At 45.3% G+C, this 25326-nt stretch carries 26 protein-coding genes; 15 read left to right on the forward strand and 11 right to left on the reverse strand.

Going from position 1 to position 25326, the window contains the following annotated elements; all coding sequences use genetic code 11:
* Positions 1-10 precede the first annotated feature (10 nt).
* The 3 genes from H3V14_RS02050 to H3V14_RS02060 all read left to right on the forward strand — a co-directional run bounded on the left by H3V14_RS02050 (position 11) and on the right by H3V14_RS02060 (position 1315).
* A complete protein-coding gene (locus H3V14_RS02050; protein WP_075869935.1) occupies positions 11-247 on the forward strand; it encodes an Lrp/AsnC ligand binding domain-containing protein in 237 nt (78 codons plus the stop codon).
* Positions 248-290: 43 nt separating this feature from the next.
* Entirely contained in the window at positions 291-656 is a 366-nt protein-coding gene (locus tag H3V14_RS02055; RefSeq protein WP_198226223.1) for a hypothetical protein, read from the forward strand.
* A gap of 119 nt (positions 657-775) precedes the next feature.
* Positions 776-1315 carry a copper chaperone PCu(A)C gene (locus tag H3V14_RS02060; protein WP_198226224.1) on the forward strand — a complete coding sequence of 180 codons (540 nt, stop codon included), beginning with the start codon at positions 776-778 and terminating at the stop codon, positions 1313-1315.
* Between the two features lie 213 nt (positions 1316-1528).
* Here H3V14_RS02060 and H3V14_RS02065 read toward each other — a convergent pair whose 3' ends face one another.
* The 4 genes from H3V14_RS02065 to H3V14_RS02080 all read right to left on the reverse strand — a co-directional run bounded on the left by H3V14_RS02065 (position 1529) and on the right by H3V14_RS02080 (position 5587).
* Entirely contained in the window at positions 1529-2140 is a 612-nt protein-coding gene (locus tag H3V14_RS02065) for an alpha-ketoglutarate-dependent dioxygenase AlkB (protein ID WP_198226225.1), read from the reverse strand.
* 689 nt (positions 2141-2829) lie between these two features.
* A complete protein-coding gene (locus H3V14_RS02070) occupies positions 2830-3357 on the reverse strand; it encodes a LysM and BON domain-containing protein (RefSeq protein ID WP_198226226.1) in 528 nt (175 codons plus the stop codon).
* A 118-nt stretch (positions 3358-3475) separates the two neighbouring features.
* Entirely contained in the window at positions 3476-3913 is a 438-nt protein-coding gene (gene arfB / locus H3V14_RS02075; RefSeq protein ID WP_198226227.1) for an alternative ribosome rescue aminoacyl-tRNA hydrolase ArfB, read from the reverse strand.
* A 78-nt stretch (positions 3914-3991) separates the two neighbouring features.
* Positions 3992-5587 (reverse strand): phosphoenolpyruvate carboxykinase, encoded by a 1596-nt coding sequence (locus tag H3V14_RS02080; RefSeq protein WP_075913670.1) that lies wholly within the window; start codon positions 5585-5587, stop codon positions 3992-3994.
* A 367-nt stretch (positions 5588-5954) separates the two neighbouring features.
* Here H3V14_RS02080 and H3V14_RS02085 point away from each other — a divergent pair, with 367 nt between their 5' ends.
* The 7 genes from H3V14_RS02085 to H3V14_RS02115 all read left to right on the forward strand — a co-directional run bounded on the left by H3V14_RS02085 (position 5955) and on the right by H3V14_RS02115 (position 12241).
* On the forward strand, positions 5955-6677 hold the full coding sequence (locus tag H3V14_RS02085) for a response regulator transcription factor (protein ID WP_075869626.1): 723 nt from the start codon (positions 5955-5957) through the stop codon (positions 6675-6677).
* A gap of 142 nt (positions 6678-6819) precedes the next feature.
* The gene (locus tag H3V14_RS02090; RefSeq protein WP_198221490.1) at positions 6820-8607 is read left to right on the forward strand and encodes a sensor histidine kinase; all 1788 of its coding nucleotides are present in this window, start codon (positions 6820-6822) and stop codon (positions 8605-8607) included.
* A gap of 29 nt (positions 8608-8636) precedes the next feature.
* The gene (locus tag H3V14_RS02095; RefSeq protein WP_198226228.1) at positions 8637-9128 is read left to right on the forward strand and encodes an HPr kinase/phosphorylase; all 492 of its coding nucleotides are present in this window, start codon (positions 8637-8639) and stop codon (positions 9126-9128) included.
* A gap of 131 nt (positions 9129-9259) precedes the next feature.
* A complete protein-coding gene (locus H3V14_RS02100) occupies positions 9260-9667 on the forward strand; it encodes a PTS sugar transporter subunit IIA (RefSeq protein WP_198214241.1) in 408 nt (135 codons plus the stop codon).
* 20 nt (positions 9668-9687) lie between these two features.
* Entirely contained in the window at positions 9688-9966 is a 279-nt protein-coding gene (locus H3V14_RS02105; protein ID WP_198214240.1) for an HPr family phosphocarrier protein, read from the forward strand.
* A 532-nt stretch (positions 9967-10498) separates the two neighbouring features.
* A complete protein-coding gene (locus H3V14_RS02110) occupies positions 10499-11122 on the forward strand; it encodes a trimeric intracellular cation channel family protein (RefSeq protein WP_198214239.1) in 624 nt (207 codons plus the stop codon).
* A 99-nt stretch (positions 11123-11221) separates the two neighbouring features.
* The gene (locus tag H3V14_RS02115; protein WP_198214238.1) at positions 11222-12241 is read left to right on the forward strand and encodes an NADP-dependent oxidoreductase; all 1020 of its coding nucleotides are present in this window, start codon (positions 11222-11224) and stop codon (positions 12239-12241) included.
* A 47-nt stretch (positions 12242-12288) separates the two neighbouring features.
* On the opposite strand, the gene H3V14_RS02120 is transcribed toward H3V14_RS02115, so the two are convergent.
* The 5 genes from H3V14_RS02120 to def all read right to left on the reverse strand — a co-directional run bounded on the left by H3V14_RS02120 (position 12289) and on the right by def (position 16669).
* Complete coding sequence (locus tag H3V14_RS02120; protein ID WP_198226229.1) at positions 12289-13149, reverse strand: transporter substrate-binding domain-containing protein; 861 nt, start codon at positions 13147-13149, stop codon at positions 12289-12291.
* 87 nt (positions 13150-13236) lie between these two features.
* On the reverse strand, positions 13237-14169 hold the full coding sequence (ppk2, locus tag H3V14_RS02125) for a polyphosphate kinase 2 (protein WP_369522660.1): 933 nt from the start codon (positions 14167-14169) through the stop codon (positions 13237-13239).
* Between the two features lie 295 nt (positions 14170-14464).
* Complete coding sequence (truA, locus tag H3V14_RS02130; RefSeq protein WP_198226230.1) at positions 14465-15208, reverse strand: tRNA pseudouridine(38-40) synthase TruA; 744 nt, start codon at positions 15206-15208, stop codon at positions 14465-14467.
* Position 15209: 1 nt separating this feature from the next.
* Positions 15210-16139: a methionyl-tRNA formyltransferase gene (gene fmt, locus H3V14_RS02135; protein WP_198214235.1), complete on the reverse strand. Its 930-nt coding sequence runs from the start codon at positions 16137-16139 to the stop codon at positions 15210-15212.
* Positions 16139-16669 carry a peptide deformylase gene (gene def, locus H3V14_RS02140; protein WP_075869635.1) on the reverse strand — a complete coding sequence of 177 codons (531 nt, stop codon included), beginning with the start codon at positions 16667-16669 and terminating at the stop codon, positions 16139-16141. The genes fmt and def overlap by 1 nt, the downstream gene beginning before the upstream one ends.
* A gap of 101 nt (positions 16670-16770) precedes the next feature.
* Between def and H3V14_RS02145 the strand changes: the two genes are divergently transcribed.
* Positions 16771-17961, forward strand: coding sequence for a DNA recombination protein RmuC (locus tag H3V14_RS02145; RefSeq protein WP_198226231.1), 1191 nt, complete (start codon positions 16771-16773; stop codon positions 17959-17961).
* Positions 17962-18161: 200 nt separating this feature from the next.
* On the opposite strand, the gene H3V14_RS10940 is transcribed toward H3V14_RS02145, so the two are convergent.
* Positions 18162-20687, reverse strand: coding sequence for an autotransporter outer membrane beta-barrel domain-containing protein (locus tag H3V14_RS10940; protein WP_198226232.1), 2526 nt, complete (start codon positions 20685-20687; stop codon positions 18162-18164).
* Positions 20688-20871: 184 nt separating this feature from the next.
* Between H3V14_RS10940 and H3V14_RS02155 the strand changes: the two genes are divergently transcribed.
* On the forward strand, positions 20872-21459 hold the full coding sequence (locus H3V14_RS02155) for a hypothetical protein (protein ID WP_075915277.1): 588 nt from the start codon (positions 20872-20874) through the stop codon (positions 21457-21459).
* A gap of 125 nt (positions 21460-21584) precedes the next feature.
* Here the strand turns inward: H3V14_RS02155 and H3V14_RS02160 are convergent, their stop codons facing one another.
* Positions 21585-22202, reverse strand: a complete 618-nt coding sequence (locus tag H3V14_RS02160; protein WP_198226233.1) for a hypothetical protein — start codon at positions 22200-22202, stop codon at positions 21585-21587.
* A 465-nt stretch (positions 22203-22667) separates the two neighbouring features.
* Here H3V14_RS02160 and H3V14_RS02165 point away from each other — a divergent pair, with 465 nt between their 5' ends.
* From H3V14_RS02165 to H3V14_RS02175, 3 genes are all read left to right on the forward strand, one after another.
* Positions 22668-23588, forward strand: a complete 921-nt coding sequence (locus H3V14_RS02165; RefSeq protein ID WP_075915275.1) for a DMT family transporter — start codon at positions 22668-22670, stop codon at positions 23586-23588.
* Between the two features lie 181 nt (positions 23589-23769).
* A complete protein-coding gene (locus H3V14_RS02170; RefSeq protein ID WP_198226234.1) occupies positions 23770-24354 on the forward strand; it encodes a hypothetical protein in 585 nt (194 codons plus the stop codon).
* Between the two features lie 246 nt (positions 24355-24600).
* Positions 24601-25194: a DUF992 domain-containing protein gene (locus H3V14_RS02175; protein ID WP_246713072.1), complete on the forward strand. Its 594-nt coding sequence runs from the start codon at positions 24601-24603 to the stop codon at positions 25192-25194.
* Positions 25195-25326: the final 132 nt, after the last annotated feature.

A 25326-nucleotide genomic window follows, 5' to 3' on the forward strand; every position in this document is an offset into this window, starting at 1 on the left:
GAGAATGAATATGAAGCCAATATTTATCCAGTTGCAGTGTGCACCGGGTACAGCTTACGATGTTGCCGACATACTTTATGAGCGCGAGATTGTTTCGGAACTCTATTCCACAAGCGGTGAATTCGAGCTTCTGGCAAAAATCTACATCGAAGAAGGCAAGGATATCGGTAAATTCATCAATGACAATATTCTTGATATACCCGGCATCACGCGGTCTTTGACAACGCTCACTTTTACTGCATTCTAGACCTCTTAACCATGAAAATGGCGAGGAAACACCGGATCAGCGGATGCAGTCGGTAAAGCATCAATTTTTTATATTTGTGCTTGTTGCTATGATGACAATTCAATCACTTGTCATGGCAAAAGCCGGTGTGTTTGACGAATACGCTGTTCGCGATGCTTATGGTGGCATTATTTGCACAGCATCAACCGGAAAAGATCGTTCAACTCAAGGTCATTTCCCTATCTCCGCTTGTTGCATTGGTGGCTGCATTCTTTCTGCGGCACTTCAAATATCAGGACCGGTTAATGTCGTTCTTGAAACATCCGAATGTTCAAGCGAGGCGATGGCTGTCATTCGGGGTTTGTTGCTACCCTGCGAGCGACCATCATTTGTTTACGATGCGCGTTCTCCGCCCCATATAATTTCCTGAGCCAATTTATCATCATTTGCCAATTTCCAATTCGGTTCGTCTAATTAAGCGAAGATCTTTGGCAAATGGTCACAAACATCTTCAACACGAATTTATATTTTAAATATCAGGAGTTATATATGTCTTACGCTTTTCAAAAATGTTCGACTTTGATCAGGACAAGCTTTGCTGTTCTGGCAGCTTTTGCCTGTTTGTTTCTAACCTTTTCGCTCGGTAGTGCTTTTGCGAATGATTATAAAATTGGTGATATCGAAATTACCAATGTTTGGGCACGCGCAACCCCGAATGGGGCAAAAGTTGCGGGTGGTTTCTTTACCATTGTCAATCATGGTAAAGAAGCTGACAGGCTGGTGTCTCTATCTTCGGAATTATCCGATAAAGCACAAATCCACTCAATGGAAATGGCTGATGGTGTTATGAAAATGCGTCATCAGGCGGATGGTATGGTGATTCCGGCTGGTGGAACAGTCGAATTCAAACCGGGCAGCTTCCATGTCATGTTTATGGATCTCGACAAAACCTTGAACAAAGGTGACGAGTTCAAGGCAAAAATGGTTTTTGAAAAAGCCGGCACTGTCGATGTGGTCTTTACTGTTTCGGGCATCGGTGCACAAGCACCCGATTCAATGCCTGCCAATCATGAAGAACATCAGCATTGAACGTTTGCTTTTAGAATTAAAGTTTTTACGAAAAAATAAAATGCGTGGCGGATTTCTGTCACGCATTTTTGTTGATCGAGATTTTTATTCAAGTTTTTAAAAATAATCGCCAATTTAAACACGTTTTAAAAAGCAGTTTTCACGTGAAACGCTATTCCATGATAAGCAAATGACCGCTTTCAGGAAGCAAGCTTTGCCGGCAATATTTCCAATTCATCCGACAGGCGTAATCCGTCGCAAAGTCAGATTGATACGGCCGGGAACTTTCAAAAGTGTAGAAGTTTCAGGATAAATCCGGTCAACACCATGAAATGCAAGCCGCATATTACCGCCGAACATGATGACATCACCACTATTTAACCGTAATGAATGGGTTTTCCCTCCTTTGACTGTCGTTCCGACACGAAAGAGGCACGCATCTCCCAAAGAAATCGAGATGACAGGTGCGGCAAGTTCACCTTCATCCTTGTCCTGATGCATTCCCATGCGTGCGTCCGGCGCATAAAAGTTGATAAGACAGGCCTCCGGCGGAGCGCCAAATCCGGATAATTTTTGCCATAATTCCTGGAGTTCTCGGGGAATTTCCGGCCAAGGTTTTTGCGTTTGAGGATGTGTTTCCTGATAACGATAGCCGCGATCTTTATCGGTGACCCAACCCAGTTTTCCGCAATTGGTTTGCCGGACACTCATCGGCTTTCCGGTTTTCGGCATTCTGGGAACAAATAATGGCGCTTGCCGGACAATTTCTCTCACCTCATCAACCAGTTTTTCCTGACTGATGCGATTGAAATAGTTCGGAAAATAATCAAAGCCATAAAAATCCATCCTTTGAAAATAAACAGACTGTGACGGCTCTTCAAGATGTCGAGCATCATTCGCCTCGCCCGATCTTCAAGACGGTATAATCCCTTTTAAAAATACCGCATGAAGCTGTGAGCAGCGAACAAAAAAATTGCCTGTAACGTTTTTTTATAAGCAAATAAAGGATAATAAAATTGATATAAAGGCTGAATAAATACGCATGATGAAAGCCTGCTATTTTCTCGCAATGTCGGGCAAATTTCATATGGCAAATGACAGAACAAATCCGGCTATTGTGTGGGAAAAAACAGATTGTCAGCACTGGTCCTTAAGGCTAATTTTTGTTGGCCTTAAGAAATTTTACGAAAATGCTTGCCTTGATCTTTGAAAAACTGGATTGGATAATCTTTTAAAGATGTGCGGTTTCCATATAGCTTTCTCGGAAATCGCTTCAGGTCTTCCGCTGCAACCTCCCGCTATCCTGTGCGACAAGATTTACATACGTGTCGGGCAGGGGAAGATTATCCATTTTTTTCTCCCGAAAACCGTTTCACACATTTCGGGATTGGTTTTTTAGTGCCCGCGCATCTAATCCCGAAAACCGTTTTACACTTTTCGGGATGCGTTTTTGAGTATCCACGCATCTTGTCCGAAAACCGTTTCACACTTTTCGGGATGCGTGGGGTGCATGGTGTAAAAATAAGAAAAAATAATCAGGCCTGATTAAGGTCGGGGATGCGAAGCTGTTGGCCGGGGAAGATTTTTTCAGGCGATTTCAACATAGGCTTATTTGCCTCAAAAATAATCTTGTTTTTGTCGCCATGACCTTTTCCATAAACTTCTTCAGCAATCTTCCACAAAGTGTCACCCTTTTTCACTTCGTAAAAATGTGGTTCTGCCGGTTGTGAACCTGACGGTTGAGAGGCCGAAGAGGTTTGCGAAGTGCCCGATTGTGCCGTTTGGTTGCTTGCCGATTTTTGGCCGTTCTCTACCTTGAGATTATCGGTATTGACCGATTCAATGCTGTGAAGGTTGCCAACCGCAAGAATAGCTTTTTCAAGTGTTGCCTGATCTTTGACAGCGCCGGTCAGAATCGCTTTGCCATTCTCGACCGCAACTTTGACGTTTTCTGTTCCAAGATTAAGGCCATCCAAAGCTGTTTTAATGCTTTGCGCGTCAGGGGCTTGTTCCCCGAGGCCAAGTTTTTCACCAACCGATTTTACGAAATTAAAAAGTCCCATTGCATTCTCCTTTCAAGAAAATGCGCGTCTTGCCCTTTTGAAGGGGGAGCGGCACATCGTTAGAGCGGAAACCCGTGTTCCGTCTTTCAATGAAAGACATAGAGCAGGAATTTAAATTTCAATCAGGAGTTACTTTTGAACGAGCCTTTTTCACTTCCGAACGAATGTTTTTGGCTTTCAATCTTCGTTCAATCGAACCTTTGGTCGGTTTGGTTTTACGCCGTTTTGGCGGCGGTGGTTCAGCCGCTTTTTTAATAAGTGAAACAAGTCTTTCACGCGCATCTTGCCGGTTTTTTTCCTGCAAACGAAAACGCGATGCTTCAATGAGAATTTCGCCCTCTTTTGTTGCTTTTTGTCCGGACAATTTTATGAGGCGGGTGAATATATCGTGGGGAAGGCCTGCCCGATAAGCAAAAAAACGTAATTGTACAGCCGTGGCAACCTTGTTGACATTCTGCCCTCCAGGTCCCGAAGCACGAATGAAACTTTCCGCTATATCGCTTTCGCGTATGCGGATTTTCGCACTGATAAAAAGTTCGCCTGTATCGCTTTTCATTTGTGCAATTATAACGTCGATACGCCAATAAAAAAGCCCGGTTACAAGAACCGGGCTTTCATTTGTTTATTTTTAAATTCACGCCTTGGGGGCTGCATTTTTCACTTCATCATCAACATGCGGAATGAATTTCTCGAAGTTTTTGATGAACATGCCTGCAAGCTTCTTGACCTGTTCGTCATAGGCAGCTTTGTCTTTCCATGTCGAACGCGGATCAAGAATTTTCGAATCCACTCCGGCAACTGCCTTCGGTACCATAAAGCCGAAATTCTCGTCTTTGCGGAATTCGACATTTTTGAGCGAACCGTCCAATGCAGCGTTCAGCAATGCACGGGTTGCCTTGATCGGCATACGGCTGCCAACTCCGTAAGGACCACCGGTCCAACCGGTATTGATGAGCCAGCAATCGACATGGTGTTCGGCAATTTTCTTGCGTAAAAGATTGCCGTAAACGGAAGGATGACGCGGCATGAATGGCGCACCGAAGCATGTCGAGAACGTTGCTTCCGGTTCGGTTACACCTTTTTCGGTCCCTGCAACCTTGGCAGTATAGCCGGAAAGGAAGTGGTACATGGCTTGTGCCGGTGTGAGTTTGGCAATCGGCGGGATAACGCCAAAAGCATCGGCGGTCAGCATGATGATGTTTTTAGGCTGTCCACCCTTACCCGTTTTACTTGCGTTATCAACAAAATAGATCGGATAGGCGGCACGTGTATTTTCAGTCAGAGAACCGTCATTGAAATCGGGCTCGCGGTCTTTGTCGAGGACGACGTTTTCAAGAATAGTACCGAAACGCTGGGTTGTGGAATAGATAACCGGTTCCGCTTCGGCAGAGAGCCGGATGACCTTGGCATAGCAACCGCCTTCAAAGTTGAAGACGCCGTCATTGCCCCAGCCATGTTCGTCATCGCCGATCAATGTGCGGCTTGCATCGGCCGAAAGTGTTGTCTTGCCGGTTCCCGAAAGCCCGAAGAAAACAGCAGTATCACCTTTTGGCCCTTCATTGGCTGAAGAGTGCATCGGCATGACGCCTTTTTCAGGCAAAATATAGTTCAACGCGGTGAAGACCGATTTTTTCATTTCACCGGCATAAGATGTGCCGCCGATCAGAACGATAAGACGGGTAAGATCGCAAGCAATGACTGTCTCGGAGCGTGTCCCATGACGCTTCGGGTCGGCGCGGAAAGACGGCAGGTTGATAATGGTCATCTGCGGAACGTATGATTCCAGTGCTTTCTCTTCCGGACGGATGAGAAGGTTGCGGATGAAAACGGCATGCCATGCATATTCGGATGCAACACGTGCCCTGATAGAGTTTTCATGATCCGCGCCACCAATAAGATCTTCGACAAACAGGTCGCGGCCTTTTGCATGTTCGACAAAATCGGCAAACAACTGGTCGAAATGTTCCTGACTCATCGGCTTGTTGTTGTCCCACCAGATATTGGGTTCGGTTTCTTTTGTGCGAACGATGAACTTGTCTTTTGCTGAACGGCCTGTAAATTGGCCTGTATAGGCAACAAGCGCTCCCTCGGCTGTCAATTTCGCTTCATTGCGACGGATAGCTTCTTCATAAAGAAAGGGCGGTTTGAAATTATAGTAAACATTGCCCAGATCTTTGAAACCGAAGCTTTTGAGTGAAGCCTTTGGATTGAATATGCCAGTCTCTTTCATAGTACCTCCGCTATTGCCTTTCAAAGCAAAAATGCCCCACGTGATTGTGAGTGTCCCCTCCTAAAATCAGAAAAAATATTAAATATCAAATATTTAATCGATTTAAAAAATTTAATTTTTTTTAAAAATCAGTTAATGAAACTTCAAAGGCCTATTGACGTTTATAATTTTAAAGCCGGAAGAGGTGTTTTTCGTTAGTAAATCAAAGACTTTCGAGGCCTTTGCCACAATTTGTACCACATTTGTTTTGCAAAAGCGTTTGCAACACCCATATAAAGAAAATGTATGCTATAACCAATATGGATGTTTCTTCGGCTTGTGAAGAAACGTTCCAACAATAAAAACCGCGAGAAAGAGTCGGAAAACTATGAAAGATATTGCAACCACGACACAGACAATTGCACTTGTCGATGACGATCGCAACATTCTGACATCAGTGTCGATAGCCCTGGAATCGGAAGGCTACCGTGTCGAGACCTATACGGATGGTGCTTCGGCCCTTGAAGGCTTGATGGCGCGCCCACCCAATCTTGCTATCTTCGATATCAAGATGCCCCGCATGGATGGCATGGAGTTGTTGCGGCGCTTGCGCCAGAAATCGGATTTGCCGGTAATCTTTCTGACCTCGAAGGATGATGAGATCGACGAGCTTTTCGGTTTGAAAATGGGGGCGGACGATTTTATTACCAAGCCGTTCTCCCAACGTCTTCTCGTCGAACGTGTCAAGGCGGTTCTAAGGCGTGCCGCAGCCCGCGGGGAGCCTGTAAAAGCCAATGCGCAGGCTGCAACTTCGATTGAACGCGGCGATCTTGTTATGGATCAGGAACGTCATACTTGCACGTGGAAAGGCGAACCGGTCATTTTGACGGTTACCGAGTTTCTTATTTTGCAAGCGCTTGCCCAACGCCCCGGCGTTGTCAAAAGTCGTGATTCACTGATGGATGCTGCTTATGACGATCAGGTTTATGTTGATGATCGTACCATTGACAGCCATATCAAAAGGCTGCGTAAAAAGTTCAAGCAGGTTGATAACGATTTTGAAATGATTGAAACTCTTTACGGAGTTGGCTATCGGTTTCGCGAAGTATAAAGCCAGTGTAAAGTGTAATAACGATTATCCCGCTCGTCAAAGCCGGTTTATTTTATCGGTAGCGGGATAGTTCAGGTTTTAACAGTTAGCAGAAGCGTATGTCCTGGCATATGCTTTTGCTCTGAAAGGTGCGGGCGACCGGATGGTTTCCGAGGAAGCAACAGCGGGCACAGAGGGAAAAACAGAAAAAGGGCAGCATTCCCGCAAGACAACCCGTTTCGGGCGTTTGCGCAGGCGCGGCCATTATCTGTTCGAGCAGCTTCTTTTCTCAAGCTTGACGCGTCGCATTGTTATTCTCAATCTTGCAGCACTTTGTGTGCTCGTCGTCGGCATTATGTATCTCAACCAGTTTCGGGATGGTTTGATTGACGCCAAGATTGAATCGTTACGCACTCAAGGGAAAATTATTGCCGGTGCAATTGCCGCTTCGGCAACGGTTGATACCAATTCCATTCTGATTGATCCGGAAAAACTTATGGAGTTGCAGGCGGGTGAAAGCATCACGCCGAAAGCGGAATCGACAGATAATTGGGATTTTCCGATTAATCCGGAACGTGTTGCGCCGCTATTGCGCAATGTCATTTCACCGGAGACAACGCGTGCCCGCATTTATGACCGGGATGCCAACCTGCTTCTTGATTCAATGGTGCTCTATTCGAGTGGTCAGGTTTTAAGTTACAATCTTCCGCCTATTGCCGAAGATAAGCCCGGTCTTATCGAACGGTTCAGAAACTGGCTCACCAACACGATTTACGGCAATGATATTGCTGTTGACAAAGACCAACTGGGCGGAAACGGTGCTGTCTATCCGGAAGTTGTCAAAGCCATGAACGGAATTCTGGCAACAGCACAAAGGCGTAATTCGCAAGGCGAACTGGTTGTTTCTGTTGCTGTTCCGGTGCAGCGTTATCATTCCGTGGTCGGTGTTTTGTTATTGTCGACAGCCGGATCCGATATCGACAATATTGTAACAGCTGAACGGCTCGCAATTTTCAAAGTTTTTGCGGTTGTCGCGGCTGTTCTTCTGGTTCTCTCGCTGTTTCTTGCTTATACGATTGCCAATCCCTTGCGAAAATTGTCGGCAGCGGCTGACCGTGTCCGTCATGGCACCAACAAGCGTGTCGAAATTCCTGATTTTTCGGATAGGCAAGATGAAGTGGGGCATTTGTCGACATCAATCCGTGATATGACCGATGCGCTCTACACACGTATCGAGGCGATTGAACAATTTGCAGCCGACGTCAGCCATGAATTGAAAAATCCGCTAACTTCGCTCAGAAGTGCCGTTGAAACATTGCCGCTTGCCAAAACGCATGAAGCGCGCGAACGGCTCTTTGATATTATTCAGCAGGATGTGCGCCGTCTTGATCGTCTCATTACCGATATTTCCGATGCATCACGCCTTGACGCGGAACTTGCGCGCGAGACATCCGACAAGGTTGACATGGTTGCCATGCTTGAAAGTATTGTAAGAGCCTCGCGAGAGGTTCGTCGCAACAAGGTTTCGGCAACAATCGAACTCGAAATAAAACCGCGCAGCGGTGGTAGAAAATATATTGTTGCCGGTCATGATTTGAGGCTCGGACAAGTCGTCTCCAATCTGATTGAAAATGCCCGTTCGTTCATTCCGCATGAAAACGGGAAGATAAAATTAGCCATGCATGCGGAGGGTTCCAAGCTTATTCTCACAGTGGAAGATAACGGCCCGGGAATTCGTGCCGAAAAGATAGACCGGATTTTCGAACGTTTTTATACTGATCGGCCAGGTGCTGAATCGTTCGGGAAAAATTCCGGTCTCGGACTTTCGATCAGCCGGCAGATTATTGAAGCCCATAATGGTACTTTGACAGCAGAAAATATCTACTCCGACAAGGAACCGGATAAAAAACTGGGTGCCCGTTTCATCATTGTTCTGCCACTCGAGAAATAGCAATTTGATTTTAAAACAAGGACGAAGCTGTGTCTGAAAGCGCTGAATACCCTCTCACACTTCACGCAAATTGTTTTATCCTCGGGAATAAGGGTGTTTTGCTTACCGGTGCATCGGCTTCCGGTAAATCGGCGCTTACTCTGGCACTTGTTGAACGTGCATTGTGGTGCGGCAAGCGTGGTTGTCTTGTCAGTGATGACTATACAGAATTGTTTGCAAAGCAGGGAAAGCTCTATGGGCGGGTGCCGAAGACACTCTCCGGCGGCATCGAGATCAGGGGGGCGGGTCTATACCGGATGGCGTTCGAGCCCGAAGTTGCAATCAACTTTGTTGTTAGCCTATCGAAAGAGCCGAAACGTTATCCCGAGGATGATAAAATAACTTATTGTGGCATTGAACTGCCGCTTTATATTCTTCCTGATTTGAATACTGCTGACAGCCTGACAATTTGTCAGGCAATTGAAGCATTGGCACTAAAAACACCTTGGAAAGAAAGCAATTTCCAATTCAAATCATGTTGAAAAACAATATTTTTATATATCCGGCAAAGATTTTTCTTGGCACAGATGAATTCACCTGCCAAAATACAAAACTCACTGTTGATTTTCATGAAACAAGACGGCCGGGGCGCTGGTGACAGGAGCATTGTTGAATGATCGGACTCGTGCTTGTAACGCACGGCAGATTGGCTGAAGAGTTTTTACATGCGGTGGAGCATGTTGTGGGTCCTCAGGAAAAATTTGCCACAGTGTGTATTGGCCCTGAAGATGATATGGATCAACGTCGTAAGGATATTGTTGCAGCTGTCAATTCGGTCGAAGATGGACAGGGTGTCATCATTCTTACCGACATGTTTGGCGGCACACCTTCCAATCTTGCTATTTCAATCATGCAGGAAGGCAAAACAGAAGTGATCGCCGGCGTCAATTTGCCGATGCTTATCAAGCTTACATCCGTGCGACAATCAAATGATATCAAACTGGTCGATGCCTTGAAAGCCGCGCAGGATGCGGGGCGTAAATACATCAATGTTCCAAGCATGCTGTTATCGGATGAATAGAAAACTTCTATTTAAGAAAAATGGATAGTCTTTTAAAGCGGCAACTGATTATTTCAAATAAAAGAGGCCTTCATGCACGGGCATCGGCAAAATTTGTGCAAACTGTCGAAAGTTTCGATGCTGTCGTCGAAGTGGAAAAAGATGGACAGACAGTTGGCGGCAACTCGATCATGGGATTGATGATGTTGGCAGCTTCCCAAGGAAGCCATATTGATGTTACTGCGCAAGGTAAAGAAGCAAGCGAAGTACTTGATGCCCTCGAAAAACTCGTGAACAATAAATTCGACGAAGAAAGCTAGGATGTTAAAAATCCGGTTTTCTATGAGGGATTGAGGGCGCTGACAATTCAGCTATCTGTGCGGTATCCAGCCAATCGACACACAATAATCAACCGCTATATAGAAACGGAAGATATACAATATTTTTCATATCACGGGCAGTTCAAAAAAAGTTTTTCCCGTATAACAATCGGCATAGGGGTTTACGGGCGTGCCGGTTTTCTATCTGACTTTATCCCTATTATATCTTATAGAAAATTCCGTTTTTCTTCATTATCTTTCAATCTTCGAGCAAACAAAATCAAACAAAAATTAGAAAATGCAAGTGAGCGAATTTGCTGAACAAAAATAATCATCATGACAGCGAAGCTATCTGGCCGAGACAATAGCCAATCGACCAATAGAAGGATGGCGAAGGTAAGATTTAGAGTATTCTTTTTGCGATACTATCCGGTTTCGAAGATTCTCTTCTCTGACATCAAGCGGCCTTGCATTAAATAGAAATAGTTAGAAAATTATCGCAGACGTAGTTGGAAATTTTAAAGGAACGCGAATGCTTCTTCATTCGATTGATGTGATTGGAACTTTTGTTTTTGCTTTAAGCGGTGCCAGTGCAGGTATCCGGCGCGGTTTCGATTTCTTCGGTGTGTTTGTTGTTGCGATGGCAACTGCCTGTGGTGGCGGTATTATGCGCGATTTGTGTTTGGGAGCAACGCCGCCTGTCGGACTTACCGATATCGAATATATGATAGCGATTATCGGAGCGGTGTTGCTCGGCATTTTTTGTCAGGAATTGATTATGCGGATGGAAAAACCGACTCTCTGGCTTGATGCTTTGGGGCTCGGCTTTTTTGCGGCTTTCGGTTCGGATAAAGCTTATCAAATGACAGGCAATATCCAGATTTCAATCATCCTGGGATGTGCGAGTGCTGTTGGCGGTGGATGCGTAAGAGATATTCTGACCGGTCGCACGCCGATAATCTTCAGCAAAGAAATTTATGCGAGTGCATCTATCGTCGGCTCCGCTATCGTTCTTTTGGGGTCTGCCCGGCTCATATCTCCGACAATCGCAATATGGAGCGCAATTGCGGTTTGCACTTTTATCCGCATTATCTCTATCCATTATCAGATCAATCTTCCTCCCATCACATTGAAAACGCCAAACCGCCCGAAATAAGTCTTGTGAAGGCTTAGGGAAATTCCAACTTTACGTTTGTTGACAGCTGCCTTTCTTCAGTCCATCTTTTGATTGGAAAATATGAAAGGAAAAACAGTAATGGAAGAAATCCGTTCAACACAAGTTGTGCTCGCGTCCCGCCCGCATGGAGTGCCTGTTAAAGAAAATTTTGCATTCGAAACAGTCAAATTGCCGGAACCGAAGAATGGCGAAGTGTTGATAAAGATCATTTATCTTTCATTGGATCCCTATATGCGTCAACGTATGTCGGACGCGCCATCCTATGACAAGCCGGTAGCAATCGGTGATGTCATGGTCGGTGGAACTGTAGGGGAAGTTGTCAGCTCGAACCACAAAGATTTCAAGAAAGGCGACAAGGTTCTCTCGGCAAGTGGCTGGCAAAGTTACAGCATTGAAAAAGGTGAAAACCTAAAAAAACTGGATAATTTTGACGCACCATTATCAACTGCTTTAGGTATTCTTGGTATGCCGGGTTTTACTGCCTATGCCGGAATGCGCAACATCGGTAAACCGAAAAAGGGCGAGACAGTGGTTGTTGCAGCAGCAACGGGAACTGTCGGTGCGATGGTTGGGCAACTTGCAAAAATCGCAGGTGCCAAGGCGGTCGGCATTGCCGGTGGTCCGGAAAAATGTGCTTTTGGTCGCGATGTTCTGGGATTTGATGTCATGCTCGACCACAGAAGCACCGATTTTGCCGAACGTCTTGCCAAGGCCTGTCCTGAAGGTATTGACGTTTATTATGAAAATGTCGGCGGCAAGGTGTGGGATGCAGTATTTCCCCTTTTAAATCCTTTTGCCCGTATACCGGTTTGCGGTTTGATTGCCCAATATAACGGCTCTAACAATGTAAAACACGATGTTGACCGTTTGCCGGAATTGATGAATGCGATTTTGATAAAAAGTATGCTTGTTCGCGGTTTTATCGAACGGGAATTCGAACAGCAAAGACCCGAGTTCATTGTCCAGGCACAAGAGTGGTTGCGTCAGGGACATCTCAAATATCGCGAGGATATTATCGAAGGTCTGGAAAACGCGCCAGAAGCTTTTATCGGCCTTCTTCAGGGCAAAAATTTCGGTAAAGTCATTATCCGTTTATAGTGATCGTAACTATAGGGAGCTCGTCGGAAAATTGTTCTGGCGAGCTCTCAGTAAAAGCTGATGGGAAAATAACGCAGATAAAGCTCGGTGAGCTTTCCTTTGCGTTCCAGTGATTTCAATGCATAGTTCAAGGCTTCGACCAGTTGCGGATTATCTTTTGAGACGGCAATTCTAAGGCCGCTTTGTAAAAATTGCGGGGCGATATATGCTCCACCCACAAATTGGCAACAATTTTCCGATTGAGGATCATTCAACCATTGGGAAAATGCCATTCCGTCGCCGAATGCGAGATCAATATTTTTGGCTTTCAGCGCCGCCCGCAAACTTTCATCATTTTTAAATGGTTGCCATTTTACTTCCGGAAAATAGGCGGAAAAAAGTGCTTCATGAGCACTTTTGCTTACAATGCCTATTTTGTATTTCTTCAAGTCTTTTTCGACAGGTTCGGTAAGCGCAATATTTCCCGAACTTACAAAGCGAGCCGGAAACCTCAGGTAGCTTTGCGTGAAAATCAGGCTTTTGGCAGTCTCCGGTGTTTCATTCATACCGGCAATGATGGCCTCTCCGCCATGTTCATTCATGTGGGAGATCAGTTCATTCCAGGGAACAGCCTCCACTTCACAAACTTGTTCCAGTTTCAATTCCATGCAAATGGCACGTAACAGGTCAATATTATATCCGGAAAGTCGTCCTGTTTTATCAATAAAATTGAAAGGCGGGAAATCGACAGTGGTTAAAAATCTCAATCTCTGAAGGGTTCCGAGATTGGGATGGTTCAATCGTTCCTGAGAATCAAAAAAATGCGGCAATCCCGATGTTGATGGATCAACAGCCTCACTTGTTGTCGGATAAAGAGAGATAAAGGAAAAAGCAACCAACGCGGATAAAGACAATTTGTGATGCAGCATGACGGTTATCCGCATAGCATAAATATTTGTGTATCGATATCAGTAAAAAGGATAGGTATCGTTTTGTAAATACCTATCCCGCTTTATTCAGATCAGGTTCTCGCTGGCGTTACGTAAGAAGTCCGGTCCTGCGCCGATAATTTTTTCGTCTTCGGGACCGATTGCCGAAATATTGCGGTCGGCATAGGGAATAGAAAGAAGCACACGACGGATTACCGCAAGCCGTGCACGCCTTTTGTCATTGGATTTGACAATTGTCCAGGGAGCCATAGCCGAGTGGGTGCGCTCGATCATGCGATCGGCAGCTTTGCCGTAATCATCCCAAAGGGTAATTCCCGCTTCATCCATTTTGGAAAATTTCCAGTGTTTCAACGGACTATGACGGCGTTCATGAAAACGCTTCAATTGCATTTCCTGCCCGATATCAAGCCAGATTTTGAAAAATCTGATGCCATCGGAAACAATCAATTTTTCAAATGTTGGCGCTTCGGCAAGAAATGTCTCGACTTGTGCAGGGGTTGCAAATTTCATAACCGCTTCAACGCCTGCGCGGTTGTACCATGAGCGGTCGAATGTGACGAATTCTCCATGGGTAGGAAAATGGCGCACATAGCGCTGGAAGTACCATTGGCCACTTTCTGTTTCGTCGGGCTTCGGCAAAGCAACGTTGCGCGCAGTACGCGGATTCATATATTGGCGAAGTGTAAAAATCGTCCCGCCTTTACCGGCAGCATCTCGCCCTTCGAACAAAGCAACAACCCGTTCGCCCGTTTCAAGAAGCCAGGATTGCAATTTGACCAGCTCGATTTGCAGATTCTGCAATGTCTCTTCATATTCCTTACGGGGCATTTTTTTGTCGTAAGGATAGTTTCCCGATGTCAAAGCATTTTTCTGGATCCATTCGGGAAGTTTCGGTTCGTTAATATCAAAAACGCGCTTTTTCCCCGCGACTGTCAATTTGATGCCGACATCTTCTTTTTCATGTTTTGTTTGATCTGTTTTTTTTGACTTTTGAGCCACAATAAATCCCTTATCAATAAACAACCATTCTCAAACACCGGATTTTAAAAAACCGGATATTGAAAGCGGCTGGAAGCTTTGTCCAAAATAAAAACCCTCTGAGCGCGTTGTGCAGGGCACAAAAATACCACCCGATAAAATGACTATAAAACTTCATCTTCAAAAAAGAAAATGGCTTTTCGGTTCTTTTGCCTAAAAATATCAGCACTTTGTTTAAAATAACCGAACTCTTTCGGAAATCGGGAATAATAATATTTTACCGGAATTTCGAATTCCGCTTCGCCACCCGTTAAAATTAATAATCCACTTGTGTGAGATAAAGTCCCGACGGGGGAGCAACCATACCGCAACGGCGACGGTCTTTGGCATCAAGCGCAGCTTCAAGATCATCCGCACTCCATCGACCGATGCCGACTTCCATCAAGCTGCCGGCAAAAGACCGGATCTGGTTATGAAGAAATGAACGGGCGCTTGCATAAATATGTATCTCTTCGCCGACACGTTTGACATCAAGCTGGTCAAGGGTTTTTACCGGGCTCTTTGCCTGACATTCACTCGAGCGAAAAGTGGTAAAGTCATGAAGCCCCAGAAGCCGCTTCGCCGCTTCATCCATTTTTTCCGCATCAAGTTTTTTAGGTACCCACCAAACACGGTTTGCTTCAAGAACCGCCGGTGCGCGTCTGTTCAAGATGACAAAATGATAATGGCGTTTTCGGGCGGAGAAACGTGCGTCGAAATCAGCGGTGGCCTCTTCCGATTTCAAAATTGCAACATTTTCTTTGTTAAGGGTCAGATGTGCATTGATAGCATCTCGTACTTTGTCGGCACGCATATCCCTTTGAAGATCGACATGTGCAACTTGTCCTGTCGCATGCACACCGGCGTCGGTACGACCGGCACCAAAAATTGTCACTTTTTCGCCTGTAAAAGCAAAGATGGCTTCTTCAATCGCCGCCTGAACGGTTCTTAAGCCATCCTGTCGTTGCCAACCGCAATAATTCGTCCCGTCATATTCAATTGTTAATTTGAAGCGTGCCATATCAATAGACTTTGGTTACATGAAAACCATGCAAAAAAGTTTCCGCATCCATAGCCTTGCCACCGGCTTTTTGCAGCCGCGTAATTTGTAAACACCCTTCGCCACAATGGATTGTCAAGGTTTCAGGGTCGATATGGCCTGCGCCAAGGGAAGAACTTGCAACAAGCGTTGCTTTTAGTAACTTGACCCGTTCCCGTTTACCGGAAATTTCCATCTCGCACCAGCTCCCGGGAAAAGGCGAAAGCCCACATATACGTTTTTGCAACTCTTTTGCCGGTTTCGACCAGTCAATACGGGTTTCATCCTTGGTGATTTTTTTGGCATAAGTTTCCCCTTCCGATTTCTGAGGGGTCAGTGTCAGATCACCTTGTTCCAGCTTTTCCATGGCTTTTACCATGAGAGGGGCGGCAATTTTTTCCAACTCGTCGTAAAGTTCGCCTGCGGTCATATCAGGGGCAATGTCGATTGATTTTGAAAGTGCGATAGGGCCGGTATCAAGTCCTTCATCCATTTTCATAATCATCATACCGGTTTTTTTATCGCCAGCCATAATTGCCCGCTGGATGGGGGCAGCGCCACGCCAACGCGGCAAAAGCGAAGCATGACCATTAAAACAGCCAAAACGCGGTGCATCAAGAATGGCTTTTGGCAATAAAAGCCCGTAAGCCACAACAATCGCCGCATCAAGCTTGAATGACGAAAAACGTTCCTGTTCTTGCCGGTCTTTCAAGCTTTTGGGAGTAAGAACTTCAATGCCGAGTTTTTCGGCAGCAGAGGCAACAGGTGTGGGGGTAAGTTCCAATCCGCGCCGGCCAGCCGGACGCGGCGGCTGGCTATAGACAGCCACAATCTCGTGGCCTGCCTGATGAAGTGCTTCAAGAACGGGAACCGAAAATTCCGGCGTTCCCATAAAGGCAAGCCGCAAAGACATTATAACCGTGCTCCGCTTTGCGCTTTTTCTTTGGCCAATTTTTTAAATTTGCGGATGACCATATCACGTTTCAATCTGGATATATGATCGATAAACAGAACGCCGTTGAGATGGTCGATTTCATGCTGCAAACAGGTTGCCAACAAACCATCGGCCTCGATTTCATTCTCTTTACCCTCGCGATCAAGATAGCTCACACGTACACGTTTCGGGCGCTCCACTTCCGCATAATAGTCGGGAATGGAAAGGCAGCCTTCTTCGTAGACGTTGGGTTCATCCGATTGCCATAAAATTTCCGGATTGATGAAAACTTGCGGGGCTTTGGGTTCGTCTTTACCGGCAACATCAATCACCAAAAGACGTAAAGGCTCGCCGATCTGTATTGCTGCCAGTCCGATCCCGGGAGCTTCATACATTGTTTCCAACATATCATCAGCCAATTTTTGCAATGGCTTGTCAACGCGCTCGATCGGTTTCGAAACTTTGCGCAAAATAGGATCAGGGAGAATAACTAAAGGTTTTATCGACATAAAGAAGAGGTAATCAATCACATTTCGTACGTCAATGCGATATTGTTGATTTTCTCAGCCTTTTGATCGCTTTGTGACGGGAAAACCGCTAATCTTGAAAAATGTTTGATTCGTCGTCCCATCCTCTCATTCCCGTTGCCGGCTTTTCTTTCACTATGATGGACTGGCTGCTCATGGTCCTTGTGGCCATGCTTGTTATGATGATCATTGTTGTCATCATTGGCAACCGGCGCCGCTCTGTCCTTGATACACAGGTTGCAGAACGGGCGAGAGATGCCGAAATCCATATGAACGAACTTCTGAAAACGCAAGCCGAAATGCAAGGCCGCATGCAAACAATGGCTGAAATATTCGGCCGCAGGCAAGCCGAACTCAATCAATCGATCCGCGAACAATTGACCGGTATGAGCAACAATCTTGGCCAGACAATTAATGCGCAGACAAAATCGACGCATGAAAATCTTGCCAAATTACAGGAAAGGTTGGCCGTTATTGACACAGCGCAAAACAACATCCAGTCGCTTGCCGGCCAAGTTGTGCAGTTGCAGGCGATTTTGAGCAACAAACAAACCCGCGGGGCATTCGGGCAGGGCAGAATGGAAGCCATTATTTCCGATGGCTTGCCACCCAATGCCTATGCTTTTCAAGCAACACTTTCCAATGGAACGCGGCCTGATTGTTTGGTCTTTATGCCAAATCATGCCCCGTCATTGGTTATCGACGCAAAATTCCCGCTGGAAGCGTGGAATAATATGCGTGAAGCGCCGACACCTCAGGAAAAACAGGCTGCCGAACGCCAGTTCCAGACCGATATGGATACACATATCAAGGCCATTTCGGGAAAATATATGATCCCCGGAGAAACGCAGGATACGGCCTTCATGTTTGTGCCTTCGGAGTCAATCTTCGCTACAATTCATGAAGATTTTGAAGGAATCGTTCAAAAAGCCAATCGCGCGCGTGTCATCATTGTTTCACCATCTCTTCTGATGTTATCGATTCAGGTGGTGCAAGCCATTATGAAAGATGCCCGTATGCGCGAACAAGCGCATTTGATACAAACCGAAGTCGGGCGCCTGATGGAAGAAGTTGTGCGCCTTGATGATCGGGTGAAGAAACTGCATAGTCATTTTCAAAGCACGTCCAAAGATGTCGAGGATATCCTTACGACGACCGGAAAAATCAAAAATCGTGGAGACAGAATCGAACAACTCGATTTGAAGGAGCCTGCAAAAACCGATACGCCACCAACCAAGTCCGCCCAGCAACTGGGGTTGGATATTCAAAAATAGTTTGAAGTTAAAACGTATAGTTACAAATGCAATTTGGCGAAGCAACCTGTAAGTAAAAAGGATTCGACTCTTAGTCTGGTCTTTACGCCGAAAATCGACGGCGAATTCATCTATCAAGAAAATAAAAAAGTTGCGACGCATCATAAAACAAATTTGCGCCGCAACCTTCATTATCAATTCAGGAATAAGTGGTGTCACGATTACCAGCGGTAGCCGACGCCGACTTTACCTGCAATTTCATCACGTTTGCCGGCAACGCCTTTGACGCCTGCATTGGCAACCCAGCCTTGCATTCCCTGATTTTGCTCGTATTTACCGCCCACTTCAAAGACGGCACTTGCACCGCTAAAATCAGGCTTATCGACGCGATAACTGTCGAGTTTTCCCTCGATCTCACCATCAAGTTCCTGTTCCCAGGCGGCACCTGCATAAAGTTTTGCCTCTTGCGTAACCTTATGGTCAAGGCGGGCACCCAAATGCGTGCGAATAGAGCGGGCACTATCAAAGCCCAAATGTTCTTGAGCCTTTGACAATGTCGAGAAATCCTCGATTTCTGTCCATAACAAACGACCATTCAAAGTAAGTTTGTTGTCGGGCGAAACTTCGAGTTCCTTACCGCCGCCGATATGGAAGCCGTAATAGTTGGAGCTTTTATCATCAAAGCCACCATTTTCGATGTCGCCACTCTTGAAGTCGCGTTTAACCCGTCCGGCGCGTCCCGACCCGTCAATAAACCAGCCGTTGTCCCACGTCTGTTTTGCGTAAAGGCCACCGCCGGTGTAACTGAAGTCGCCTTTTCCATGAATACTCTGATGGTAGGTATCAAAATCACCGTCGCCATGTTCAATAAAGACGGTGGCAAGAAGATTGCCCTGGTCTTCATGATAACGGATGCCGCCGCCGCCCATCAAATGGTAGCCGTCATTCTTGATATGGCTTCCCGTTTCGACTTTTTGCCGGAAACCACTGCCTTGTAGGAAAACAACGCCTTCAACAGTTTGACCGAATTTTTTGACTTCCATCGGTAGAACATAATCGTCAATCGAGGCAATCTGGTCAGCACCGTAGTTAAGAGCATTGAGTGCTGCCGCGTTGCTCTGGAAATAGGCATTGGCTTTGGCGCGATTAATTGTTACCGCACCATAGTTATCGGTATATATATTGCCCTTGCCATCATCTTTTCCGATAAGATTCGGTTGGGTTCCATTATTTCCTTTGGCATTATTCTGATTGTTGTTATCGGAATTGGTATTTTGGTTATTCGAACTGTTGTCGTGAGAACCGCTATCGGTGTGCTTATCGGTATCATTTCCTTTTCCGGAATTATTCCCGCTAGTGTTATTGTCGCCGGAATTATTGTTTTTACCCGAATCACTATTACTTCCGGATTGATCATTTATTCCCGAATTACTACCCTTACCCGTTTCATCACCGGTATTTGAAGGAGGTGTCGGCCCTTTAAGCGCTGCAATCAAATTCCGATCTTGCGAAGTTGCAATTCCGAAATTCCAAGTTTTAGCGCCATTAGAGACGCTCGCATCTGAATTGTGAGAATTTCCAATGACTTGACCTTCAATCAATCGGACCTGATCGCCAGGCTGTAAATTACGTAAATCAGTGCCGGCAAGCCTTAGCTCCACCGAAGCATCATTGATGGCAATGTTACCTTTTCCTGTTATCCTCAATAATGAACTGCCATTGTTCACGTTTTCAGGCAGATAGAAAATTAACTTTGATGACGAATCTAATTTCAAATCTTTTTCAGTTGAAAATTTGGCAGGTGCAATAATGGTGTTATTGCTTTCATCTCCTATACTCGCTTCGTTTACCGGAGTTCCGATTATCAAAGATGAAATGTTATAATCACCGTTTCCATTTATTGTGACTTGACGTCCCATGCCAATTTTAAGATCACCTAATGTGACGCCATAATTATTATTGTTTCCCCATGCTTCGGTGTTAGTCAGATTTATAGTTGCATCGCCCTTTGTTGCGTCAAATTCATCAGTTCTGAATAAGAGTTGTCCGTCATTGCGTTCAAGATTTATCTTCGCTACTTTATCTGCACCTACGATAATTTTACCCGTCGTAAAACCAACTTTACCGCCATTGCTTTTTTGGTCACCAGAACCACCGGCATGGCCACTCGTCAGGCTTATAGTATCATTGATAGTAATTTTCCTATCGGCACCGGTTAGCGTCGCATCGCCGCCATTCCCGCCGATGCCCAAAGTGCGGGATTCGCCGTCAATAGTTTTCCCCGGTTCGCCACCGTTACCGGCTTCAAGAATAATACTTTCAACTGTTATATCTTTTGCTAGCTTTGCTGTGATATTTCCGCCTAGTCCGCCTTTGCCAGTATTATGGCTATCACCTTCGCCATCAGTAGGGGGGGTCACTGTAACGCCAAGCGCGTCCGCCTCTTCCGAAGTCAGATTGTTTTTTCCCGAAATACTGCCAGAACCGCCTAAACCGCCTTTACCCCCGTCTGTTCCGGAACCACCATAATTTGGAACTTCAGGTTTGGTAGAAGTGATGAAACCACCTGCACCATAACCACCATTTCCGGTTAGCGACCCGCCGCCGCCACCACCGCCGGAAAGAAAAATCGATTGTGCCGTAACCGGTTGAATAGCTGTCAGGGAAAAAATGCCAATTCCCAAGGTTCCTGCGAGTGCCGTGGCTCCCAACCAGTTCGAGTGAAGTTTTAGACGTAAGCACTTCATGAGAAATGTCCTTAGAATGAATATCATTGCGGACAATTCTCTTTTTCAACTCTAAACAAATAGTTGAAATCTGAACCGGCTAACACGCTAACAGGGTAAAAGCTGGAAACATGGTTAACAAACATCTTAACAATCTGTTAAGACGACCACTATATCTTCGTTAGTTAAAACAGAGGTATTGATCATGAAGCGCATAGTGTTTCTCGTGGCGCTTGTAGCGGTGCTGGGTGGTTGTGCATCAAGAGCCCCTACACATACAAACAATGTTTGCGCCGTCTTTGACCAAAAGGATGGTTTTTTCAATAATTGGGAGAAATCAGCCAAAAAGGCAGAAAGCCGTTACGGTATACCGATGCCGATTATCATGGCAACAATGAATACCGAATCCGGCTATAAACATAATGCCCGTCCGCCGCGCAAAAAACTGTTCGGCTTTATTCCGTGGAAGCGTCGGTCTTCAGCCTATGGTTATTCTCAGGCTCTCGACGGAACATGGGAACATTATATCCGTGCTACCGGTAATCGCGGCGCAAAACGCACCAATTTTGCAGATGCGGCCGATTTTATCGGCTGGTATCACAGCCAAAGTGTAAAACTTAACGGTATCAATCCTAATAATGCTTATGCGCTCTATCTCAATTATTATATGGGACATAGTGCTTATGCGCGTTCCGGCGGGCGGGCAAGCAGCGCAATCCTGTCAGCAGCCGAAAGAACCGATCAGATGGCACGCCGTTATGACCAGCAATTGCGCCGTTGCGGACGTCGTTAGATAAAATTCTATTATCGGAAAAGGCCGGTTTTAGCCCAATTTGAAGATAAAGATCAGGCGCATGAGCAGATAGGATCATGCGCCTTTTTAGTGAAGCTTGATAAAAGGGAAAAAGCCTGCCGGAATTATTTATATTTTTTCATTTCAAGTTTATGGCGGGCGAGAGCTGCATTGCGATATGTATCAAGCTCGTTGATTAATTTATCCCGATTGGTTTCAAGACGGAAATTGAAACCGGAAATCATCAATTTCTTTTTTGCCTTGTCATAATAGGAGCCGCCACGGCATTTTGCGTTTTCTTCAGGTAAAAATTTGTCGTCAATAACAAATTCCATTCCGACAGCGATGTTCATCGAATTGCTTTTTGACGAATTGATCTGGAAATCTGTTATTCCGCGCCATGGCACAGGCGTTTTGAACACTGTGGTTTCCAATCCTTCCGGGGAAAGTACCATATAGGGGATACGGCGACGTATCATCGTACGGATCAGAATAACAAATAATAACAACGCCAAGGCACCAAGAATGACCATTGTCATCATCTTTCCTATTTGAAAATTCTGATAGGCAGTGCCAATGAGTGCAATTCCCAATACCAGAAAGGCAAGCGGAATAAATACCCCACCTTCCCAAACTGTAATTTGGCCATTCGCCTCGTTGATTATAGCTTTGAGGCTTTTATCATCATTCGGAAGTTTGACATCGCTGATAAGGTGGGTTTCTTCGAGTTTTTTATCGGCCAATTTTTTCTCCCAATTTTAAAAGCCAAAACTTGCGCCTAATTTTCGATTTTAAAATGACGCGTTAGCCATATTTTCGGAAAGTCATAACGTCGTTATAAAGCGGTCTCTCTTTATTTACTATGATTTTGTTATGCGTACGGGTGCAATTGTAAGATGTGTCGTCATTTTATTGAAACCGGAGACAAATAGTAACAATTGAAGACGGTATCACTATATAAAGCTTGAAAGTGTTTTTACGTTTTTCCCGTTCCAAAACGTATTAACGAAACATAACGTAATCAGTGCAAGCCAAGGTGCCTATTCCGCTTTGCAACGTTTTTTAAAGCCGTGGTTGTTTTATCCGATTAACGGTTTGACTGCTTTTTATAGTGAAAGAAAATACAATGGACAAAATTTGACTTATCTGTCAATTCTCGTTTCTGAACTGCGATTCTTTAAATAATTTGGTTTCGTGAGACTGGTTTTATGAATTGGTTTAAAGCGGTAAAAATGTCCGATCACATCGTGCTCATGGGCATGTTGTTGATGCTTCTCGGCGACTTCATGTTTGCAGCCAATGATGCCATGGGCAAGTGGCTGGTAGCAACATTTTCTGTCGGACAGGTTTTAATGCTGCGTTCGATTGGTGCGTTTCTGATTTTGGGGCCGATGCTTACTACCGTCACGCCACAAAATTTGTTTAAGCCCAAAAAACCGTTTCTTATTTTGCTGCGGGTGGTTTTCGCCACAATGGATACGGGGCTGTTTTATGCAGCTGTCGCTTATTTGCCTCTCGCAGATGTCGTCACATTTTATATGGCAGGGCCGATCTATGTGGCAGCCGTTTCGCACTTTTTCCTGAATGAGCGTATCGGTTGGCGGCGTTGGCTTGCAATCTTTGTGGGCTTTATCGGCGTTATTATTGCACTTCGTCCATCATCGGCCATGCTTTCGTGGCCATCGATTTTTGCCCTTCTTGGCAGTTTCGGCTTTTCGATGGTTATCGTTTTGAGCCGTGTTTTAAAAGATGTTACGGATACTGTCCTCGTTACCTGGCAAACAATCGGCGCACTTCTTGTTGGATTGGTTTTGACAATTAATCATTGGACAGAGCCAACAATGTTACAATGGGGTGCAATGGCACTTCTTGGTGTCGTATCGTGCTGTGGCCATCTTTTGATTGCCCGTTCATTAAAGCTTGCACCGGCTTCGGTGCTTGCTCCTTTGCAATATACGCTGCTGCTATGGGGCATTATTTTCGGAATAATATTTTTCAACAATTATCCGGATCGTTACATCATTATCGGAGCGGCAATTATCATCTTTGCAGGACTTTTCATTTTCCACCGCAAACGGGTGGTTGATCATAAAATTCCGGAAGAGGATATTGCCCGTATCAAACAGTGAGCGATTTTCGTCGGTAGGTGATGAAACGGGATTAGCCAAACATTGCCAAGAATTAATTTAAGGCCTCATAATTGCTCGATTTTTACCGCAATTTCGCCTTTTTGGGCGTCCAGATTATTAGTTAAGAAATAAAATTAATAACAGTAATTTTATTATCTGTTCTATAAAAGGAAGTATAAAAATGAAAAAATTACTGCTTGCGTCAGTGTTTGCTTCATCATTGCTTGCTCCGGCTTTCGTTTCTTCTGCTTTGGCAGAGCCAACACCGCCGCCTGCACATGGTGAACATCATCCAAAGCCGCCTCATCATCATAACGGGCCTGAGGATAAAGGTCCGAAGGGGCCGGAAAAAGGACATGAACATTTCAGAGGGCCTCATGCCGGAATGCATATAGCTGAAAAGCTTTCAGCGATGGAAACGGCTGTCGGTATTCGTTCAAACCAGCTTGATGCATGGCGTAAATATACTTCAAGCCTTGTTGATCTGGTTGACCTTACCCCGCCGCCACCACCAGCTCCGGATGCTAAGCCAGCCCCCGATGCGGTAAAACCTATTTTTGGTGAACCAATTGCCGATCGGGCTCTTGATCGTGCTGAAAAAGCTAAAAAATTCAAAGAAGCTGCAAGTGAACTGCGTAAAGTTCTGGACGCTGACCAGTTAGCAAAACTGGAACGCTATGCTTTGCCGCATCCGGGTCCGAAAGATGGCCCTGAAGGTCCTAAAGGGCCTGATGCGCCGGAACCTCCTGCAGACCCCCATCCATAATGGACAGCTTTTATAAGCTTAATACTTTCAATCATATTAAATGAAGAGTTCCGAACCCCGGTCGCAAGGCCGGGGTTTTCGGTTTTCTTGTCTTGTCTTTTTTAAAAAAGGCCTATTTAAAATCACACATTTGTAATAATTTATTAATTCATTAGTGTTTCGGCGTTCGAGAGCTTATATTCCAGTCGAAACTACGTTTTGGAACTTTCGTTGTTGAACGAGTTTAGCGTTTAGGAAGGAACGTAAATGATGAAACATCAGAAAACATTTTTTGCATCGTTGGCATTTGCTGCTACTGCGCTTTTATCCCTGCAAACACAAGCTGGTGCAACGGGCTTGGTATCGGGTACCCTTACCTGCGACAGCAAGGGCGGTATTGGACAATTTGTAAGCTCTTCAAAAGCGCTTGATTGCGAATTTATCCCGATTAACGGTCATTCGATCAACGACCATTATGTCGGCCGTATCGAAAATTACGGTCTTGACCTCGGTGTAACAGGCCGCACCAAAATGACATGGTGGGTTCTTGCAACTTCGCCTAATGCCCATTCCAATGGATCGCTTGCAGGTAATTATGGTGGTGTTGGATCAAGCATCAGCCTTGCAGCCGGTGCCGGTAGTCAACTCCTTGGCTTCGGTCCAGCCAATGGTCTTACATTGCAGCCTTTGAGTGTTGATGCCCATGAAGGCTTGAACCTTGCTCTTGGTGTATCGAAAATGTCGTTGGCTCCTGCTTATGCTGAACAACATGCGGTTTATCACCATAAGAAAGCCGTTGTTCACCACAAGAAAGCCAATGTGCATCATAAACGCGTTGCCTCTCATCACAAGAAGCACTGATATAGTTTGATTTATAACGGGGTTGCGATAGTTTAGGCTCAGAACCATAAAAGCTTGATCGTAATTCTTTGAAATAAGTTTATCAGTTAATATTCGAAAATTAATTTCAAGTTTTAAAAGCGGTCGGTCGAT

The sequence above is a fragment of the Bartonella sp. W8151 genome (genome assembly GCF_016100385.1).
GTDB classification, from domain to species: domain Bacteria; phylum Pseudomonadota; class Alphaproteobacteria; order Rhizobiales; family Rhizobiaceae; genus Bartonella; species Bartonella apis.